The organism is Chitinophaga sp. GbtcB8 (genome assembly GCF_019091455.1).
Taxonomy (GTDB): domain Bacteria; phylum Bacteroidota; class Bacteroidia; order Chitinophagales; family Chitinophagaceae; genus Chitinophaga.
In genome coordinates this window covers 1-234 of record NZ_JAGXJN010000442.1, presented here as the reverse complement: position 1 = coordinate 234, position 234 = coordinate 1, and the positions used below count along the sequence as shown (strand labels likewise).

General features: G+C 50.9%; 1 protein-coding gene. It reads right to left on the bottom strand.

Translation table 11 applies throughout. The features are described from left to right. Window positions 1-234, bottom strand: a 234-nt coding sequence (locus KVT36_RS32270; RefSeq protein ID WP_254640290.1) for an isoprenylcysteine carboxylmethyltransferase family protein, incomplete at both ends; no start/stop codon positions are given.

The window sequence follows — 234 nt, the reverse complement described above, 5'->3', positions numbered from 1 at the left end:
TACCACCAGCAGAGCTACCCAGTTATCCATGGAAATGCCAAACCCCAGAAAAGAGAGCAGCGACGCTGAATAGGAGGGATGCCGCACATATTTGAACATCCCATCCCGCTTAACAGTGTGCCCTTCCCGGATGGCTACATTCACCGAAAAAAAAGGGCCCAGGAAATTAATAGCGAACAGCCCCAGCACCATACCTGAAATAATCAGCCCGGTGCCTGACAGGCCAATAAAAGG